The organism is Flavobacterium nitrogenifigens (assembly GCF_003254565.1).
Lineage (GTDB): Bacteria > Bacteroidota > Bacteroidia > Flavobacteriales > Flavobacteriaceae > Flavobacterium > Flavobacterium nitrogenifigens.
On record NZ_QJRI01000001.1, the window covers coordinates 1 to 201 of the forward strand.

General features: G+C 44.8%; 1 protein-coding gene. It reads right to left on the reverse strand.

Annotated features, from left to right (window positions below):
- A partial coding sequence (locus tag DM397_RS00005; RefSeq protein WP_162615392.1) for an Ig-like domain-containing protein occupies positions 1-201 on the reverse strand: 201 nt, incomplete at both ends.

The following is a 201-nucleotide window of genomic DNA, read 5'->3' on the forward strand; positions in this document are numbered from 1 at the left end:
CACCAATGTCGGTGTTCCAGGATCATTTACAATCACATCAACTGTCAATCTTGAAGCGCTCTCGCAGCCTGTTGCTGGATCTGAAATTGCCGCAAAGTATTGGCCTGTTGTTAGAGCTGTCGCAGATGGAATCAATGTTCCGCCTGTTATCGCTGTATACCAAACGATGTTAGCTTGATTGAACTGAACACTTGCAAATGT